The following is a 16,937-nucleotide window of genomic DNA, read 5'->3' as shown; positions in this document are numbered from 1 at the left end:
CGCATGGACTGGCCACGCAAACACGTGGGACGCAGGCTCGGCACGGCGCTCATCGCCGTGGCGGGCCTGCACGCCCCCATGGTCCATGCAGAAGAGCCGCGCACCACCTGCACCGCCACGTTGGCCGGACGGCGCGTCATGGTCCGTTCCGAAGCCTTCGACTTCGTCTCGCCCGAGCTGGACCGGTTGGTGCGACTGGGCATGGCGGGGAAGCTGGAGGTGGAGCTGACGCTCTGGCAACGCAACACCGTCTGGTTCGACGCGCGAATGGACACCGCCCGGCTGACGCAGGTGCTCGCCTTCTCCAAGGGCGCCTACGTGCTGGATGGACGCCCCCTGCCGGAAGGCCCGGCCTCACTGACGCTGGAGCGCGTGGCGTGGACCTTGGAGAAAAGGCCCGAGCCCGGCGCGCGCTATGAAGTGCGCATCAGCGTCCGCCTGCACGTCGTGACCGCCGCGAGCCTGGGCCGGGTGGCCGCGTGGCTCACGCAGGGGAAGCAAGCCCCGGGCGAGGAAGGCAACACCCTCACGGGCACCGTGCTGCTTCGCTCGGTGGCCGAGGACCTCGCCCGCGGCGCCAGTGCGCGCTGTGACGTCACCCGGCCGCCCTGAGCCACGGCCGCGCCGCACATCCGTCATGAACCCATCGAGCGCCCGGCCACCAGGCCGAGGCCAGGAGTCCCGTCATGCGACGTTGGCTGTCCTTGCTGTTCGCCCTGGCCGCTGGATGCGCTCCGTCGCCGGCGCCACCCGCGTTCCCCGACCACGACGTCCAGGTCTTCGCGCCTCCGGGCATCGAGGCCCGGGGAAGCCGCGTCCCCGTCCTCTACGTGGAGGCGGAAAGGGCGCTGTACTTCCCCCAAGGCGTCGGAGGCGGAGGCTCACGGTACCCGGTGGTGCCCAGCCCTGCCGAGCTGCTGGCCCTGGGGCGACGCACCGACATCATCATCGTCACCGTCGCCCCAGGCCAGTCCACCGCCCACGCGGCTATTGCCGCGCCATGACCGTGTTCGCCTCCGTCGCGGCGTCGTGGACGTGCTCGCCCGACACGTCCACCACCACCTCCGTCAGCGTCCCGCCCTTGAACGCGAAGGGCGGCTGGTACTGCTGACTCACCGGTGAGTTCTCGTCTCGGCCGCATGTCAGCCCCTCGCCCAGACTGATGAGCAGCGGCATGGTCTCCGAGATGTCGCGCTGCGCCACCAGGTCGCCGTTGATGAAGAGGCGCCCCAGCCCCGGCGCGCCCCGGCCCGCGGGCAGGTCAGGCGCGCCCGTGGGCTGGAACTCGAAGCGCAGCTCCGCGTGTCCCTTCGGCACGTCCACGGCGGACTCCAGGTGGAACTCCTTCTCTCCCACGAAGTTGTAGACGTAGTGCAGCTTGCCGTCCTTGACGAAGAGCGAGTACCCACCCGTCAATCCACCGTGGCAGAGCAACACGCCCTCGACGCCGTCCTCCACCTCCACCCGCGCGGTGATGGCGTGGGCACGATTGAGGACGTGCACCGCCACGTTCTCCGGCGCGGGTGAGGTATTCGGCCGGTAGACGTAACGCTCCCGCTCCCGCGAAATCTGCGGCCGTTCCACGGCGAAGAGTTCGCGGGACGGCGTTATCAGCGGAAGCACATCGTACCGGCCCGCCTCGACGTACCAGCGGGCAATCATCTCGATGAGCTTGTCGCGCTCCTGCGCGGCCACGTTCCGCGTCTCCGAGCAGTCCTCCGCCACGTGGTACAGCTCCCAGCCCTCCGTATCGAACTCGCGCAGTCTGGCCTCGGTGAGCTTCAGCATGCCGAACGGCTCGTGCGACTCCGTGAAGGACGGTCCGGGGAACGGGCACACCGCCCGCCATCCGTCGTGGTACAGGGCCCGGTGGCTGAACATCTCGAAGTACTGCGTGTGGTGCCGGCTCTCCGCGTCCGCGTCATGGAAGGAGTGCTTGAAGCTGACGCCCTCGATGGGTGACTGTGTGACGCCGCGAAGCTCCGTGGGCGGGTCGATGCCCAGGCAGTCCAGCACCGTGGGCACCATGTCGATGGCGTGGCAGTACTGTGAGCGAATCTCGCCCCGCGCCTGGATGCCTCGGGGCCAGTGGACGATGAAGGGGTCCGTGGTACCACCCCGATACGTCTCGCGCTTCCACCGTTTGAAGGGCGTATTGCCCGCCCAGGCCCAGCCCCAGGGATAGTGGTTGAAGTGGCGCGGTCCGCCCAGTTCGTCCAGCGCCGCCAGGTTCTGCTCCAGCGACTCCGGCGCGTTGTTGAAGAACTTCAGCTCATTGACGGAGCCATGCAGGCCGCCCTCCGGACTGGCGCCATTATCGGAGATGACCATGATGAGCGTGTTCTCCAGCTCCCCGCTCGCTTCCAGCGACTGGATGAGCCGGCCGATGTGGTGGTCCGTGTGCTCCAGGAAGCCCGCGAACACCTCCATCATCCGCGCGTAGAGCCGCCGCTCCTCCGGAGACAGACTGTCCCAGTCCTGCACGTCCGGGTCATGGCGCGACAACCGGGTGCCCGGCGGCAGCACGCCTGTCTCGAGCTGACGCCGGAAGACCTTCTCGCGGTAGGCATCCCAGCCGTCGTCGAACTGGCCCTTGTAGCGGTCCGCCCATTCCCGGGGGACATGGTGGGGCGCATGCATGGCGCCGGTGCAGAAGTAGAGGAAGAAGGGCTTGTCGGGCGCCACCTGCTTGGCGTCGGCGATGAAGCCGATGGCCCGGTCCACCAGGTCCTCCGTCAGGTGGTAGCCCTCCTCGGGTGTCTTCGGCGGCCGGACCTGATGATTGTCGTGAACGAGGTCGGGGTAGTACTGGTGCGTGTCGCCCCCGAGGAAGCCGTAGTACCGCTCGAAGCCGCGGCCCAGGGGCCAGCGTGAGTAGGGCCCCGCGGCGCTCGTCTGCTCCGCGGGAGTGAGGTGCCACTTGCCCACGCAGTAGGTGTTGTAGCCGTGCCCGGCCAGCATCTCGGAGAGGAAGCCATTCTCGAAGGGGATGGTGCCGTTGCGGCCGGGGTAGCCCACGGAGATTTCGGTGATTCCCGCCATGCCATTGGAGTGGTGGTTGCGGCCGGTGAGAATGCACGAGCGCGTGGGCGAGCAGAGCGCGGTGGTGTGCATGTTGTTGTAGCGCAGCCCACCCTCCGCCAACCGGTCCAGGTTCGGCGTGCGGATGGGCGAGCCATAGCAACCGAGCTGACCGAAGCCCGTGTCGTCCAGGACGATGAAGAGGACGTTGGGTGCCCCCGGCTTCGCGCGCAGCGGCGCGGGCCAGGCAGGCGAGGACTCCTCATCCGTCCGGCCGATGACACCAGGGAATGGCGTTCCGGGAAGGTATTCCTTGAGCGACATGGCGCGGCCTCCACGAGGACGCGCGGGAATGAACGTGCCGCGGACCCTCGTGGAGGGAGATGCACATGGGGACCGACAATGCCCCCTGGCCTTCAGGCGGACACGAGCAGGCGGAACACCGCATGCCAAGGGCGCTCACCGCGTCAGAAGAACTCCTCCATGGGCGCCTGGAATGGAACGCGGCAGCCGGCGGCTACAGCCAGCTCACTTCACGCCGGCCCAACTCCGCCAGCACGCGCTCCGCGGCCCGCACGCCAAACCAGTTCGCCTCTTCGAAGAGCCCCATGCCGCCCAGGTCCGAGTGTGCGAAGTGCAGCGAGTTCCCCAGGCTCTCCCCCGCGGCCTGCTTCGCCTGCCCCCACATGAAGCCCGGTGTAGGCCGCACCATGGCGTGGCCCCAGCGCTGGACCTCCAGCCGCTGCGCCTGCCCGGCGATGCCAGGGTGCGCGGGCAGCATGTCCGCCATCACCAGGGCCTCCCAGTCCGCGTAGCTGGCCGACAGCGCCTTCTCCCGCTCGGCCTTCACGTCCGCGCCGTCCATGGGCAGGTACCAGGTGAGCACCGTGGGGCCCTGCTCGTCCTGGCGCAGCGTCTGGTGCGTGGCCACCACGTAGCCCAGGCTGCGGCTCTCATAGAAGACGTTGTCCCAGGCCAGCGGAAAGCCCCGCGAGTGCGGCGGCGACGACAGCGTCAGGTTCGCCACCACCCACGGCCCATACGTGAAGCCATTCAGCCACGCCGGACGCTCCCGGCGCCACGGCGCCACCACGTGCGCGGCGATGAAGCGCGGACACGCCAGCACCACCTGCCGCGCCAGGAAGGCCCGGGGCTTGCCCGAGCCCGCCTCCAGCGCGTCCACACGGCAGCCGCCCTCCACGGGCTCCACGGTGTGCACCAGCACGTTGCGCTCCACCGCGCCGTTCGGCAGCGCCGACACGAGCTGCCGCACCAGCCGGCCATTGCCTTCGGGCCAGCTCAGGTAGCCCTCGCTGCGCTCCCCATTCCCGTCCTGCCGCGCGGTGAAGTACCAGATGCCGGCCCAGGCGGAGACATGCTCGGCGGTGGTCCCGAAGTCGTCGCGGCACGCGTAGTCCACCACCCACTTCAGCCGCGCGGAGCGGAAGCCCTCGCGCTCCATCCAGGCCGCCATGCTCAGCGCGTCCAGCGCCGTCCACTCGGCGTCGTCACTGGACAGGCCGGAGGGCACCGCGAAGGCCCGGCGCCCCTTCGCGTCTCGCGCGGAGGCGAAGCCGTTCATCCGCGCCTCGAAGCGCCGCAGCTCCTCCAGGTCCTCCACGCTGGCGCCCGCGTGCAGGTAGAGCCCTTCGTACCAGTGGCCCCGGTAGAAGAAGCGCTCCTCCGGCTCGTGGATGAGCAACGACTCCTCGAAGCGAGGCCGGCCCGCGTCATCCACGTCGGTGACGGCCCCCATCTCCCGCAGCAGCCGGACGACAGGACCCCGGTCCTCCAGCGGCGCCGGCAGGTAGTGCGCGCCCCATGGGTACGCGGAGATGGCGTTGCGCCCGGAGCGAGACGTGCCTCCCGGCTCCGCCTCCAGCTCCAGCACGCGCACGCCTCGCACGCCCGCGCTCGCCAGCCGCCAGGCTGCGGACAGGCCCGCCACGCCCGCGCCCACCACCAGCACCTCCACGGGCTCCACGATGTCCGCGCGGGGCAGCGGCCCGCCGCGCAGCCGGTGCCCCAGCTCCACGGCCTGGTCCACCACCGCGCCGGGCACACGCTCCCGTGGCCCTGACTTCCGGCACGCGCTGGCCGCCACCGCGGAACCGAGGAACGCGGCGACCAGCTCCCGCCGCGTCAGTTCCACCGCTGCCACTCCGCCTCGTAGTAGTGCACCAGCACCTGGTTGTTCAGCCGGTTCACCTCCACGGGCAAGGGCCCCATGTCCGGAGGGAACTGGGTGAGTGACGCCATCGTCGCGTCGTCCAGGAAGAGCAGCCCTTCGGGCAGCGGCCGGTGCCGGGCGGGCGGCTCGTGCGCAATCAGCACGTATCCCCACTCACCGAACGACGGCACCAGCGCGTGGTACGGCTCCGTCCAGAAGCCCGCGGCCTTGAGCGTCGTCTCCACGCACCAGAAGGAGCGCCGGGCGAACAGCGGGCTGGTGCTCTGCACCACCGCCACGCCGTCCGGCGCGATGCGCTTCTTGAGCAGCTTGTAGAAACCCGTGGTGTACAGCTTCCCCAACGCGAAGTTGTTCGGGTCCGGGAAGTCCACCACCACCACGTCGTACTGCGCGCCGCCCTCGGTGAGGAACTGCATCGCGTCCCCGTTGACCACCCGCATCCGCGGGTCCGTCATCGCGTGGCGGTTCAGCTTCGCCAGCTCCCCGTAGTTCGTCGCCAGCCCCGTAATCATCGGGTCCAGGTCCACCAGCGTGACGGAGCGGACCTCCGGGTAGCGCAGCACTTCCCGCGCGGCCAGGCCGTCCCCACCGCCCAGGATGAGCACGTTCTCCACCTTGCCCGCGCGCACCATGGCCGGGTGCACCAGGGACTCGTGGTAGCGGTACTCGTCCAGGCTGGCGAACTGGAGGTTGCCGTTGAGGAACAGCGAGAAGCCCCGCTTGCCGCGCGTGAGGATGATGCGCTGATATGGCGAGCTGGACGCGTGGACCACGTCATCCGCGTAGAGCTGGTCCTCGTAGAAGGTGGTGAGCCGGTCGCCCATGACGAAGCCCACCAGCAGCAGCACCGTCAGCCCCACCGCCTTGATGCGCAGCCGCAGCGGGTTGCCCAGCAGCGGCGCCAGCAGCCAGGTGCTCCACAGCGCCACCGCCGCGTTCAGCACGCCGAACAGCAGGGACGTGCGCACCAGACCCAGCTTCGGCACCAGCAGCAGCGGGAAGGCCACGCTGGCCGCGAGCGCGCCCACGTAGTCCAGCGACAGCACCTGGCTGATGAGGTCCTTGAACTTGACCTGGTCCTTCAGGATGCGCAGCAGGAGGGGAATCTCCATGCCCACCAGCGCGCCAATGGCAATCACGCTGCCGTACAGCGCCACCTGGAACAGGTCCGTCAGCGTGAAGGTGAGGAACAGCACCGGCGCGCAGATGCCGCCCAGCAGCGCCACCGCCAGCTCCACCTCCACGAAGCGCTGCGCCACCCCGCGCTCGATGTAGCGCGACAGGTAGCTGCCAATGCCCATGGCGAACAGGTAGCCGCCAATGACGGTGGAGAACTGGGTGATGGAGTCGCCGAGCAGGTAGCTCGCGAGCGCCCCGACGACGAGCTCATAGATGAGCCCGCACGTCGCGATGACGATGACGGTGATGTACAGCAGCGTCTTGTTCACGGCGTCACTTCACTTCGCACAGGCATGGGCGTGCTGCGCGCGCACTCATCCGCTGATGGCCGCGGCCACGATGATGGCCAGACCGATGATGAAGGAGCCGATGACGATGCCCACCGCCGTGTTCTGGTCGGCCTCCAGCTCCTTGTGCACGTCGAACGGCATGATGAGGCGGATGACATAGAAGCCCGCCACGAACACCGCCAATCCGATGAGCGAGTAGATGATGCTCGCCAGCACACCCTGAACGCTGACCACCACGCCAAGTAACAACATCACTTCCCTCCCATGTAGCCGCCAGTCCACAGCAGGACGCCGCCCGGCCCACGCCGGACATTGCCCGGTACCTTGTCCCGCTCTTCCTTCGTGAAGGGGGACCAGCCCGAAATCGTCAATGCCGCGTAGCCCAGCAGCACCAGTCCTCCAAACCACTTCATGACGCGCCTCCGTCACGTTTGACGACTCAAACCTAGACGTTGCTCTCCGCCCAGCGCCGCGTCTCGAAGCTGTGCGAGCGATACAACGCCACCACCGGCCCCACCACCATCAGCCCCAGCGCGAAGCAGAACCAGCTCGAGTTGGGCGTGTCGTGGATGACCTTCACCCGGTACGTCATGGGCCGCGGCCGCCTCGGGTTCGCCGTGAAGCTCGCCGTCGTGCGCAGCGCGTACTTCCCGGCGGGCACCGGCGACAGGTAGGTGCTGGTGGACATGTTGCTTTCGGTCCACTCGCCGTCGCCGTCGTTGCCGCGGTAGTAGCTCAGCTCTTCATAGAAGAGGACCACGTCGTTCGTGTCCTGGTTCACCAAGTCGCCCTGGATGCCCAGCCACTCGTTGAAGGGCGTGCCGCTGATCTCCACGCGCATGTTGCCGCGCTTGGGCAATTCGAAGGGCTCGCTGAAGTGCATGGCCGCGGGCGTGCCTGGCGCGGCATCCGGCGGTATCACCACCGCCTCGTCCAGGACGACCGCCTTCGCGGCGGACAAGGACAGCACGGCCGACAGCACGAACAACGCCAGTATCCAGAGGCCCGTCCAGACGAAGACGGAGCGCAGCCCCGACTGGTGCGGGTTCGGCTGGCTGGGGGCGATGCCCTCCCGCTGAGGCATCGGCTCCTTCAAGCCGAAGGCCTCCTTCACCACCTCGGGCTCCAGGTACTCGCCGTGGGTGTACGACACCTCGTCGTCCGTGGCGTCCACGTTCACCGAGTACGGCGCGGCGACGTACTCCGACGCCTCGGCCCGCTCGCCCACCCTCACCGTCCAGTAGAACTCCCCCAACACCTTGTCCGTGACCGCGGTGACGTGCTGGAAGCACTTGTAGCGGCGGTGCTCGTAGAAGGCGGCGACGTCGGGCGACAGCGACACGTCACCCGCGGGCAGCGGCTTCAGGAACACCCAGTGGCCATTGGAGTTCATCAGCCAGACGAAGCCGCGCGACGCGTTGTAGAGGAGGAACTCCTCCCACGGGTAGCGCACGCCCTCCACGGTGCACGAACGCTCCAGGTAGCCGATGCAGATCCACTCCGCGCCATCCAGCTTCCCCTTGGTTCCCAGGGGAATGATGAGCGGCCGGCTCGGCTTCTCCAGCATGCGCAGGAAGGACAGCTTGCCCTGGCGCGCGTCCAGCAGCGCGCCGCAGTAGGGGCACGCCACGCGCAGCGTCTTGTCCGGCGCGCGCAGGTCCAGGTTGCCGTTGCACTGCGTGCAGCGGGCCTGCTGCAGCTCCACCTTGCGCACGCGGGGCCGGAGCTGCCCGGCCGGGATGCCCAACTGCTCCAGCTTCAGCGCCTCGCCGACGAAGACCTCGGGCGAGTGCCCACGCGTGCCGAAGTCGAGCGTGAGGAAGGAGCCCTTGGGCCCCGTGGCGTCCACGTACCAGGCGTCCTGCGTGGGGTCCACGTCGCTGGGGAGCTGACCCGCGGCGGCCACCACGCGGCCATGGCCACGCTCCTCGATGACCCACGCGCGGTCGCGCAGGTGCAACCGCTCTCCCGGGTGCAGGTCCTCCAGCCCCACGCCCTCTTCGGGCCCCATGTCGAACATCAGGTGGAAGGCGCCCTCGGACTCGCTGAGCCACCCGGTGCGGCCGTCCGCGAACTCCACGTACCACTCGTCCCAAGGCCCCGCGCCATGGTCCTTCTGCAGGTGGCCGACGATGGTGTACGCCACCTTGCGGTAGCGCCCCTCCGCGCGGAGCTGCAACGGCGAATCGGTGGGGACGATGCTGCCAATCTTCCCGTGGGACTCGAAGTCCAGGCCCTTGCGCGCCACCACCGTCTGGCAGTAGCCGCACACCACCACCTGCGCCGAGCCGGCGGTGAACTCCACCATCGCACCGCACGATGGACACTTCCCCTGCGTCACGCCGTCACCCCCCGCTTCAGCTCACGCACCACGCACGCCGTCGCGCCCAGATGGCGCGTCAGCAGCGCCTCGAAGTCCGGACGCTGGCGCTCACGGCAGCAGTACACGTTGAGCGCGGCGAACCCGTGCTCGGGAAATGTGTGGATGCCCAGGTGGCTTTCGGCCAGCAGCGCCAGCCCGGTGACGCCACCAGGCTCCGGGAACACGTGCCACTGCGGCTGGCCCACGACCTTCAGGTCCAGCACGACGATGAGCTCCTCGAAGAGCGCCGCCAGTGCCGCCGCGTCCTTGAGGCTGCCAGGCACGCAGCCGCTGGCGTCAACCAGCCATTCCTGTCCGGTGGTCAGCTTCGAAATCCTCCGTCCCCGGACGTCTTATCACGGGCCCTTCCTCGCGTCCGGCCTCATGTCACCCCCTGAAACGCACGGCGCCTCGTTGGCGCCCGCCTCGGGCTTCCCGGTACGCTGCCTTTCAAGATGACGCCGTCGCAGACCGATGCCCCACACGTTCCGTCCACCCCCGCCGCGGCCCCGAGCGCCATCGCCCGGCTCACTCGCACGCTGCGCGGACTGCCTCCCGCCGAGCGCTGGTGGGGCCCTGGCTGCGCGGGCATGGCCGGCTGGCTGAAGCGGGCGGCGCAGTCCCTTCCCCCCGAGGACCTCACGCCCCGCTTCCATGCGCTGCTCGCGCGCGTCCGCCAGGGGCTGCCGGTGCTGCCGGAAGAGGCCCGGCGCCACCAGTACGTGCTGGTGCGCGGCATGCTGGGAGACGAGCTGCCCGGCTACCTGCTGGACAACGTGCAGCGGCTGGAGCGCCGGGGGCTGAGCGTGCGCGAGGCCGCGGTGGACACCGAAGGGCTGCTCGCGGACAACGTGGCGGTGCTCCGCGAGGTGCTGCGCGACGCGGAGTACTTCGGCCGCAGCGTGGTGATGGTGGGGCACAGCAAGGGCGGCGTGGAGTGCACCGCCACGCTGGCGCTCTACCCGGAGCTTCGCCATGTGGTGCGCGCGGTGGTGACGCTCCAGGCGCCGTATGGCGGCTCATCCATCGCGCACGACCTGGCCACCACGCCCCGGCTCCGACGGCTCATCGACTTCGCCTTCCCGCTGCTGTTCCACGGCGTGTCCCGCTCCGTGGAGGAGCTGTCCTATCCCCAGCGGCAGGCCTTCATCCAGCAGCACCCCTACCCCGCCGACATCCCCACCGTGTCGCTGGCCACCTCGCGGCTGTCGCGCACCTCCACGCTGTACCCGCTCCAGCGCTACCTGCACGAGCGCTATGGGTACCAGGCGGACGGCATGGTGACGGCGGTGGACGCGGAGGTGCCCGGCGCGCGCGTGGTGCGGTTGCACGACATGGACCACGCGGAGGCCGCGCTGCGCGGCCTGCCAGGCCTGGTCCGCTACCACCCGGGCGACCTCACCGAGGTGATGGTCGCCCTGGCGTTGGAAGCGCGCTGAGCCTCACGCCGCGGCGGGCGTCAGCGTCACCTTCTTCATCACGTGGTCGATGGTGGAGAAGCGCAGCGCCATCTCGTACAGGCGGCGAGCCAGCGCCTCGTCCTCCTTCACCGCCACGCCCAGCTCCTGCCGGTTGACGCCCGTGAGGTTCGCGAGGTCCTCCAGCATGGCTTCCGTCGCCGCGCGGTCCGGCTGGATGCCGTCGCGTTCGGCGATGGCTCGCAGGACCAGTGCCAGCGTGATGCGGTACGCCGCATCCATGCGGGTCAGCGGATCCTGCAGCCAGCCCTCCAGCGCCTCCTGAAGCTCGTCGGGCTGGAAATCCTTGCGCTGGAGGATGGGCCGCTCGGCCTCCGCCCAGCGCTGGCGAATCTCCTCGTCCACCAGCGCGGCGGACAGCTCCACCGGCGTGCGGTCCACGAGCACGTCCATGACGCGCTCCTGGGTCAACCGGTCGACGTCGGCGAGCCGCTCCTGGGCCAGTTCGTCGCCCAGCTTGCGCATGATGTCCGTGATGGAGCCCATGCCCAGCCGTGACAGCAACTCCGGCGAGTCATCGTCCAGCAACTTCAGCTCTCGCGCCGCCTTCACGCTCACGAGGAAGCGGGCCGACTGCCCCCGCAGCGCCTCCACGGGATAGGTGTCCGGCAGCGTCAGCTCGATGCCGACCGACTGGCCCACCTTCGCCCCCGCCAGTGATTCGAAGAAGCCGGGCAGCCCCGGATCCGCCGCGACGCGCACCCACCAGTTCTCCCGGACAGAGAAGGGCATCAGCCGGTTGTTGGCGAAGCCCAGCACGTCCACGAGCACGTCGTCCTCGAGCGCCACATCCTCGCCCGGCTGACGCTCGCGGACGTCTGCGTGCCGGCGACGGAGCGCATCGAAGCGGTCCACGAGGTCCTGCTCCGTCAATGGCGCAGGTGCCACCTGGGCCACCGATACCCCCTCCAGGGAAGGAGCCTCCACCGTGGGAAGTTCCACCGGCTCGGTGCTGTCGAGCTGCAGCGCCGCCGGCATCTTTTTCATGATGCCAAGCGCATGAAGCTCTGCCAGCGAACGGGCATTCTTACGACCGCCCTGCGAATCATCATGGGTCGTCATGGTCTCTCGCTCCGCCCCCTCGGATAGCACAACGCTCCGGCAGGACCGAAGCCCCCCGGAGCGTTGAGATTGACGACGCGGCGCTTCCTAGAAGAAGGAGCCGATGAAGCCAGACACGGTGGAGACGGCCGCACCCACCTGGCTCACGACCGGGATGTTGGTCGCGGCGGCGATGGACCCCAGCGCCGTCACTCCAGCGGTAATCTTCTTTCCAGCCGACGCGTTCGGGTCCGTGATGGTGTTCACGGCCGCCACGGTATCCGCCGCGGCGATGGCGACGTTGAGGCCCGGGGTGAAGCGGCCCGCGGCACGCGCCACCGCGGTGCCACCGCCCTGCACCGCGGCGCGCGCGGCGGTGCCAGCCGTGCGGGCGGCGCCCTCGAGTCCGCGCTCGGCGACCTCAGCGGCCGCGCGGCGCACGACCTGACGCGACGCACCTTCCAGCGCCGTGTTGGCGGCGGTGGTGGCCACGCGGTTGGCGGCGGCACGCGAGGCCTCCGGGGCCGCGGCGGTGAAGGCGGTGCGAGCCGCGTTGGTGGCAGCGCGGTAGTTGCTGACATTGCCCGCGAGGCTCAGGCCATCCCGCGCCGCCATCAGCCCCGTGGAGAGCGTGCCCGAGGCGGTGCCCACCGCCTCACGGACGTTCGCTTCGGTCGGGTTGCGAAGCGCATCGCGCACGTCACGGAACGTCTCGATGGCTCCGGTGGGGAGCTGCGCCACGTTGGCCGCGAGGCTGACGGCACCGGCGCCGCGCGCGAGGCGGGTGTTCGCCCCTTCGACGACGGGGCCATTGCCGCCCGGCAGGTTGATGGGGCCGAAGCGGCGGGGCCCGAAGGCGTCACGCACCTGCGTGGCGACAGCGGCATCCGAGACAGAGCGGAGCCCAGTGGCGGCCTGCGTCACGCGGTTGTGCGCGTCCTCGAACCGGTCGGACTGCCCGGGACGGGCCTCCGTACGGGCCGGAGGAGGAGGCGGCGGCGGAGTCGGACGCGCCGTCGCGGGAGGCGGCGGGACGGGACGGGGCTCGTTGCGGCGAATCGGAGGCGCCATAGAGTGTGCTCCTACGGGAACTTGAAGGGCTTTTTGAGGCTCTACCCGGATCATCGGGCTTTCTGGTGAATTGTTGTGTCCAGACTCACAGACCTTGCCGATTTTCACTCCCGGTATTTGACAGATACCGACCGATGACCCCGTAAGCCCCTGGAATCCATTGGAAAAGGGGCTAAGGTCCGCGCGCCATGCGGACCCAATTCCTGACGACTGTCCTCCTCTGCCTCACCCTCACCGCCTGCAAGGACTCCGACAAGAAGGAATCCATGGGGGGTGGTACCCCGCCTTCCGCGACGACGCCGGCGAAGCCCACGGCGCCGTCCGCCGCCGAGGTGCCGGCCGCGGCGCCCCCCTCCGAGGCCGCCTCGGGTGAATGGACGAAGAAGGTCCAGGCGGGCCAGGACGTCTACGCCACTCTCGAAACGAACCAGGGCGCCATCGTCGTGCGCCTCTTCTCCAAGGATGCCCCCAAGACGGTGGCCAACTTCGTGGGCCTGGCCACGGGCGAGAAGGCCTGGACGGACCCGAAGACGGGCCAGCGCGTGGAGGGCAAGCCGCTGTACGACGGCGTCATCTTCCACCGGGTGATTCCGGGCTTCATGATTCAGGGCGGCGACCCCACGGGCACCGGCCGCGGCGACCCAGGCTACCGCTTCGAGGACGAGTTCCAGAGCGGCCGCACCTTCAACAAGAAGGGCCTGCTGGCCATGGCCAACGCCGGCCCCGGCACCAACGGCAGCCAGTTCTTCATCACCACCTCCACGCCGGACTACCTCAACAACCGTCACACCATCTTCGGTGAGGTGGTGTCGGGCTACGACGTGGTGGAGAAGATTTCCAACGTGCAGCGCGACCCGCGCGACAAGCCCCTGGAGCCGGTCGTCATCCAGAAGATTGCGATGAGCGACCAGGCCCCGGCCGGCAGCGGGAACTGACGATGGAACGCGCCCTGCGCCACGTGGCCACACGGCTGGGTGAGCTGGACTGCCACGTCATCGACGCGCTCCCCGAGGGCGCGACGCCCGAACTGGTCGTCGTCCTCTCCCATGGCCTGGGCGCGCCCGCCACCGACCTGGTGCCCCTGGGGCCGGAGTTGATGGCGTTCCAGCCGGCGCTGGCGGACCGCGTGCGGTTCGTCTTCCCCGGCGGGCCCATGGCCTGGGCGCACGGCGGACGCGCCTGGTTCCCCCTGCCCGACGCGGTGATGCGGGGGGAGCAGCGCGACTGGGAGCAGTTCGCGCGCGACGTGCCGCCGGGCATGCCCGCCGCGCGCAGGGCGCTGATGAGCACCGTGGACGCGCTGTGCGCCGCGATGAAGCTGCCCTACGGGCGCATCGTGCTGGGCGGCTTCAGCCAGGGCGGCATGGTGTCCACGGACGTGGCCCTGCGCCTGGATGAGCCGCCCGCCGGGCTGTGCATCCTCTCCGGCACGCTGACGTCGGAGCCGGAGTGGCGCCCCCGCGCCCAGGGCCGCACGGGGCTGCCCGTGTTCCAGGCCCACGGGCGCTACGACCCACTGCTTCCCCTGGACAGCGCCGAGCGGCTGCGGGACCTGTTCGTGGCGTCGGGCCTCACCGTGGACTTCCACGCCTACGACATGCCGCACGCCATCGTCACCGAGGAACTGGAGGCCCTGGCCGCGTTCCTCGCCGCGCGGCTGGGAGGACGCTGAGCCATGTTCCACGCGAAGGAGCTCACGGTGTCCAGCCGGGGCCGCGGCTTCACCGACATCACCGCGGACGTCCAGCGCGCCGTCGCGGAGAGCGGCGCCCGCCAGGGGCTGTGCACCGTGTTCCTTCACCACACGAGCGCATCCCTGCTGCTGTGTGAGAACGCGGACCCGGACGTGCGCCAGGATTTGGAGTCCTTCTTCTCGCGGCTGGTGAAGGACGGGGACCCGCTCTTCGTCCATGACGCGGAGGGGCCGGACGACATGCCCGCGCACGTGCGCACCGTCCTCACGCAGAACGCGCTGAACATCCCCGTGAAGGACGGCCGCGCGGACCTGGGGACGTGGCAGGGCGTCTACGTCTGGGAGCACCGGACCTCGCCGCACCGGCGCCGCGTCACCGTGTCCGTGGTGAGCTGACCACTACGGCGCGCCCCCCTGCGTCGCGGCGACCGCCACCTTGCGCGGCTTGCCCGTCGGCCGGGCCTGACCGCGGATGCGAATCCACGAGCCCGGCGCGTCCTCCGTCGCGTGGACCATGGACCAACCGACGGGCACCTGCGGCGCGGCCCAGGCATAGAGCGCTCGGGCGTCCTTCGGCGACAGGTTGACGCAGCCGTGGCTCATGGGCTGGCCGAAGCGGTCGTGCCAGTAGGCCGTGTGCAGCGCGTAGTCGTCCTGGAAGAACATGGTCCAGGGCACCGTGGCCACGCGGTAGGTGTCGTTGCCGGCGGTGCCGCTGCCTGTCATGTCGGCCTCCGCGAATTTGATCCAGATGCGGAACAGCCCCTCCGGCGTGTCCGTGCCCTGCTTCCCGGAGGAGATGAGCGTCGCATACACCGGCCGCTCACCTTCGTAGGCCACCAGCACCTGGGCATCCAGGTCCACGTCCAGCCAGCGGGAGCCGGGCTCCACCTGCGGCGGCGCGTGTGAGAACCAGGCGACGTGCAGGTCGTCTCGCGCCACCCATTGGTCCTCCGCGATGCTCACCCAGTGGCCGTCCTCGGACAGCTCCTTCACGGCCACCAGCGTGCGTGGTGGCAGCACCGTTTCGCGGGCGGCCTTCGCGTCTGGCGCTGTCCGTACTTCCACGGCGGCGGAGGGGCGCGTGCGGGATTGGGCCCAGGCGAACGTCGGCGGCAGCTCGGCGATGGCCTCCGCGTTCACGCCTTCGTAGGAGGACGGCCGGTACTCGCGCAGCACACGCGCCTCCAGGTACTGGCCATCGGTGGTGCGCCAGTACGTCTTGCGGCGGATGCGGACCTGCCCGCGGAGCTGTACGGATACGGAGCCCTTCAGCAGCACGCCCTTTCGCCGGGCGCGCGCTAGGGCGAGGCTGGGATAGGCGCGCACGCGCTTGCCTACGACTCGGGCGTAGATGCCGGGCGTCAGCTCGCCCTCGCGCAGCTTCGGGAGTTCGCGCACGCGGGGTTCGCGGAAGTTGGGCTCCAGGTAGCGCTCGCAGACCCAGCCGCGCGGCTCAATCTGAATCCAAGCCTCGCAATCCGGGCCGCGCACCGCCGTTTCGCCCTGCCAGCGCACGCGCATGTCCTGCGCCACGGTGCCCAGTGCGGGTGCGTCCTGCCGAGGCTCCTGGCGGACCACGATGGAGCGGCGCACCCGCAGCGAGCCCGCGTCCGGAGCGAAGGGCACGGTGTACGTTCCTCCGTCCTCCGCGCCGCTCACGGGCTCCAGTCCTGGGTCGACGTCTTCGAGCACCAGCCCCGTGTCCTCGAGCGGCTCGCCGTCCGGGCCGAGCACCAGTTCCTCGCCCGGGTGCAGTTCGTCCGGGATGACGGTGAGCTGCTCGGGCAGGGGGAGTTCCTCTCCGCCCGGCGTGTCCTCTTCCTCCTCGGACGGGGCAAGGTCATCCAGGGCGGGGTCGATGGCCAGCGCCGGCACCTCGTCGCGCGCCTCGGCCGAACCATCATCATGCGTGCGGCGCGGCGGAGACAGCGTCGCCTCGGCCGAACCCTCAACGCCGCCGTCAGTCCCCGCATCCGCCGCGGTGCGCTGCCACGCCGCGAACAGCGCATCCGCGGCCGTGCGCCGGTCATCCGCGGGGAGGTCCTCAGGAGCGTTGGTATCGGCGTGCGGTGCGCGGACCTCCACGCCGTCCCCTGGCGTCCCTGGGCCAGCGCCGCCGTCGAACGCCGCGGCCCTGGGTGCCGACACAGATGCACTCAGTGTGTCACCGCGCTCCTCCGCGCCCCAGGGCGCGGGCACACTCGCCACGGAGGCATCGGGCGAGGTGTCCTCCGGGCCGGGAGGCGGCGTGCAGGCGATTCCAGGCAGCAGCAGAACGAGCGGAAGCCAACGGCGCATGGACCTGACACGGTACGGAGGAGCGGCGGCACACTCAACGTCGGCCACGGTGCGCTCGCCTGCGTGCGGCTCCGTGTGAGTGGGCATTTCGTGCCATCGCAGCGGCCCTTGTCACACGCAGCGGAAATCACGGTCCGCGGCCCATGGCGCGCGCCGGGGCTCCCGCTCATCACCCCGCAGCGGGCCCAAGCGACGCGCCAGTGAAGACAGCGCCCGCGAATCGCCCCGCACGCAGGCCAAGGCGGCGCGCCGGTGGAGGCAGCCCCCGGAAGCCCGCAGCATCCCCGAGCCTGGCGCCCGGGTGTCCGCC

17 protein-coding genes are annotated in these 16,937 nt (G+C 69.9%); 6 read left to right on the top strand and 11 right to left on the bottom strand.

The window, feature by feature from the left end; translation table 11 throughout:
• The first annotated feature begins 3 nt into the window (after positions 1-3).
• Together FL344_RS30615 and FL344_RS30610 are read left to right on the top strand one after the other, a co-directional pair.
• Positions 4-612, top strand: coding sequence for a hypothetical protein (locus FL344_RS30615; protein ID WP_141621020.1), 609 nt, complete (start codon positions 4-6; stop codon positions 610-612).
• Between the two features lie 74 nt (positions 613-686).
• Positions 687-1,004: a hypothetical protein gene (locus FL344_RS30610; RefSeq protein WP_141621019.1), complete on the top strand. Its 318-nt coding sequence runs from the start codon at positions 687-689 to the stop codon at positions 1,002-1,004.
• On the opposite strand, the gene FL344_RS30605 is transcribed toward FL344_RS30610, so the two are convergent.
• The 7 genes from FL344_RS30605 to speD form a co-directional block, all read right to left on the bottom strand.
• Positions 988-3,345: an arylsulfatase gene (locus tag FL344_RS30605; protein WP_141621018.1), complete on the bottom strand. Its 2,358-nt coding sequence runs from the start codon at positions 3,343-3,345 to the stop codon at positions 988-990. The genes FL344_RS30610 and FL344_RS30605 overlap by 17 nt on opposite strands.
• Positions 3,346-3,538: 193 nt before the next feature.
• Positions 3,539-5,173 (bottom strand): NAD(P)/FAD-dependent oxidoreductase, encoded by a 1,635-nt coding sequence (locus FL344_RS30600; RefSeq protein WP_194863316.1) that lies wholly within the window; start codon positions 5,171-5,173, stop codon positions 3,539-3,541.
• The gene (locus FL344_RS30595; RefSeq protein WP_141621016.1) at positions 5,164-6,660 is read right to left on the bottom strand and encodes a polyamine aminopropyltransferase; all 1,497 of its coding nucleotides are present in this window, start codon (positions 6,658-6,660) and stop codon (positions 5,164-5,166) included. The genes FL344_RS30600 and FL344_RS30595 overlap by 10 nt, the downstream gene beginning before the upstream one ends.
• A 45-nt stretch (positions 6,661-6,705) precedes the next feature.
• Positions 6,706-6,933: a DUF350 domain-containing protein gene (locus FL344_RS30590; RefSeq protein WP_002635242.1), complete on the bottom strand. Its 228-nt coding sequence runs from the start codon at positions 6,931-6,933 to the stop codon at positions 6,706-6,708.
• On the bottom strand, positions 6,933-7,094 hold the full coding sequence (locus tag FL344_RS38710; RefSeq protein ID WP_020478251.1) for a hypothetical protein: 162 nt from the start codon (positions 7,092-7,094) through the stop codon (positions 6,933-6,935). The genes FL344_RS30590 and FL344_RS38710 overlap by 1 nt, the downstream gene beginning before the upstream one ends.
• 32 nt (positions 7,095-7,126) lie before the next feature.
• On the bottom strand, positions 7,127-9,022 hold the full coding sequence (locus tag FL344_RS30585; protein ID WP_141591910.1) for a DUF4178 domain-containing protein: 1,896 nt from the start codon (positions 9,020-9,022) through the stop codon (positions 7,127-7,129).
• Complete coding sequence (gene speD, locus FL344_RS30580; protein ID WP_255508252.1) at positions 9,019-9,327, bottom strand: S-adenosylmethionine decarboxylase; 309 nt, start codon at positions 9,325-9,327, stop codon at positions 9,019-9,021. The genes FL344_RS30585 and speD overlap by 4 nt, the downstream gene beginning before the upstream one ends.
• 171 nt (positions 9,328-9,498) lie before the next feature.
• Here speD and FL344_RS30575 point away from each other — a divergent pair, with 171 nt between their 5' ends.
• Complete coding sequence (locus tag FL344_RS30575; RefSeq protein ID WP_141621015.1) at positions 9,499-10,482, top strand: lipase; 984 nt, start codon at positions 9,499-9,501, stop codon at positions 10,480-10,482.
• A gap of 3 nt (positions 10,483-10,485) precedes the next feature.
• Here FL344_RS30575 and FL344_RS30570 read toward each other — a convergent pair whose 3' ends face one another.
• Both FL344_RS30570 and FL344_RS30565 read right to left on the bottom strand, forming a co-directional pair.
• Positions 10,486-11,508 (bottom strand): peptidylprolyl isomerase, encoded by a 1,023-nt coding sequence (locus FL344_RS30570; protein ID WP_228565494.1) that lies wholly within the window; start codon positions 11,506-11,508, stop codon positions 10,486-10,488.
• 162 nt (positions 11,509-11,670) lie between these two features.
• Positions 11,671-12,633 (bottom strand): hypothetical protein, encoded by a 963-nt coding sequence (locus FL344_RS30565; RefSeq protein WP_141591906.1) that lies wholly within the window; start codon positions 12,631-12,633, stop codon positions 11,671-11,673.
• 188 nt (positions 12,634-12,821) lie between these two features.
• On the opposite strand from FL344_RS30565, the gene FL344_RS30560 reads away from it, so the two are divergent.
• Genes FL344_RS30560 through FL344_RS30550 form a run of 3 tightly spaced genes read left to right on the top strand, consistent with a single transcriptional unit; the run spans position 12,822 to position 14,722 of the window.
• Positions 12,822-13,568 (top strand): peptidylprolyl isomerase, encoded by a 747-nt coding sequence (locus tag FL344_RS30560; protein WP_141591905.1) that lies wholly within the window; start codon positions 12,822-12,824, stop codon positions 13,566-13,568.
• A gap of 2 nt (positions 13,569-13,570) precedes the next feature.
• Positions 13,571-14,305, top strand: a complete 735-nt coding sequence (locus FL344_RS30555) for an alpha/beta hydrolase (RefSeq protein WP_141591904.1) — start codon at positions 13,571-13,573, stop codon at positions 14,303-14,305.
• Positions 14,306-14,308: 3 nt separating this feature from the next.
• Positions 14,309-14,722 carry a secondary thiamine-phosphate synthase enzyme YjbQ gene (locus FL344_RS30550; RefSeq protein WP_090484856.1) on the top strand — a complete coding sequence of 138 codons (414 nt, stop codon included), beginning with the start codon at positions 14,309-14,311 and terminating at the stop codon, positions 14,720-14,722.
• A gap of 3 nt (positions 14,723-14,725) precedes the next feature.
• Here FL344_RS30550 and FL344_RS30545 read toward each other — a convergent pair whose 3' ends face one another.
• Positions 14,726-16,414: a L,D-transpeptidase family protein gene (locus FL344_RS30545; protein ID WP_141621027.1), complete on the bottom strand. Its 1,689-nt coding sequence runs from the start codon at positions 16,412-16,414 to the stop codon at positions 14,726-14,728.
• 324 nt (positions 16,415-16,738) lie between these two features.
• On the bottom strand, positions 16,739-16,937 hold a 199-nt coding region (locus FL344_RS39455; protein ID WP_228565493.1), incomplete at its 5' end, for a hypothetical protein.

Source organism: Myxococcus sp. AB036A, from assembly GCF_006547355.1.
Taxonomy (GTDB): domain Bacteria; phylum Myxococcota; class Myxococcia; order Myxococcales; family Myxococcaceae; genus Myxococcus; species Myxococcus virescens.
The sequence above is the reverse complement of the archived record's forward strand: the minus strand, read 5'-3'. Positions and strand labels throughout refer to the sequence as shown.

Coding starts and splice junctions, on each gene's coding strand:
- FL344_RS30615 (WP_141621020.1), top strand. CDS start 4: ATGGACTGGCCACGCAAACACGTGGGACGCAGGCTCGGCACGGCGCTC.
- FL344_RS30605 (WP_141621018.1), bottom strand. CDS start 3,345: ATGTCGCTCAAGGAATACCTTCCCGGAACGCCATTCCCTGGTGTCATC.
- FL344_RS30575 (WP_141621015.1), top strand. CDS start 9,499: ATGACGCCGTCGCAGACCGATGCCCCACACGTTCCGTCCACCCCCGCC.
- FL344_RS30565 (WP_141591906.1), bottom strand. CDS start 12,633: ATGGCGCCTCCGATTCGCCGCAACGAGCCCCGTCCCGTCCCGCCGCCT.
- FL344_RS30550 (WP_090484856.1), top strand. CDS start 14,309: ATGTTCCACGCGAAGGAGCTCACGGTGTCCAGCCGGGGCCGCGGCTTC.
- FL344_RS30610 (WP_141621019.1), top strand. CDS start 687: ATGCGACGTTGGCTGTCCTTGCTGTTCGCCCTGGCCGCTGGATGCGCT.
- FL344_RS30555 (WP_141591904.1), top strand. CDS start 13,571: ATGGAACGCGCCCTGCGCCACGTGGCCACACGGCTGGGTGAGCTGGAC.
- FL344_RS30560 (WP_141591905.1), top strand. CDS start 12,822: ATGCGGACCCAATTCCTGACGACTGTCCTCCTCTGCCTCACCCTCACC.
- FL344_RS38710 (WP_020478251.1), bottom strand. CDS start 7,094: ATGAAGTGGTTTGGAGGACTGGTGCTGCTGGGCTACGCGGCATTGACG.
- FL344_RS30570 (WP_228565494.1), bottom strand. CDS start 11,508: ATGAAAAAGATGCCGGCGGCGCTGCAGCTCGACAGCACCGAGCCGGTG.
- FL344_RS30590 (WP_002635242.1), bottom strand. CDS start 6,933: ATGTTGTTACTTGGCGTGGTGGTCAGCGTTCAGGGTGTGCTGGCGAGC.